Origin of the sequence: Micromonospora sp. DT4 (assembly GCF_049841675.1) — a bacterium.
Lineage (GTDB): Bacteria > Actinomycetota > Actinomycetes > Mycobacteriales > Micromonosporaceae > Micromonospora.
Window position 1 is genome coordinate 1 of sequence record NZ_JBNCKT010000379.1, and the last position, 514, is coordinate 514.

Sequence of the window (514 nt, forward strand, 5' to 3'; positions counted from 1 at the left end):
CCATCGACATCGCCACCATCAAGATCTGGCTCCGCGACCTCGCCCGCGAAACCTGATCCACAAGACACGGCCTAGTCACGGCATCTTCTCGCTTCCGGGTACTGGGAAATGAGAGGTCGGGTTGTGAGTGGTGGTGAGGTCAGCGGCCTCGGGTGTCGGCGAAGGCCAGCACGTGCAGCCGGGTGGTGAAATGCCAGTGCCGGGCCGCGACCGCATCCGCCAGGACACGGGTCGCCGCGATGATCGCCCCAGGGGTGGTGCCTTCCGGCATCACCCATACCGGCGTGAGCTGGTAAGCGGCCGCCAGTTCGGCGATCCGGTCGAGGTCGGAGACCGAGGAAGCCACGAACTTGAATACCGCACGTCCCGACGACGCGAAGGCCTCCAGCGCCGGGGGCACGATGCTTTTGCTCTCCTGCACCCCGAAGCTCGCAACCTTAGAGCGACCGGCAATAGGCGTCACTTGAGTCGGCGGGTTGTCGGTCGGGTGTCCCAGCGATAGAGCGTGCGGGCT

General features: G+C 65.6%; 1 pseudogene. It reads right to left on the reverse strand.

The window, feature by feature from the left end:
* Positions 1–139: 139 nt before the first annotated feature.
* Positions 140–514 (reverse strand): annotated as a pseudogene (locus ACLQ24_RS30195) (hypothetical protein); the annotation flags it as partial.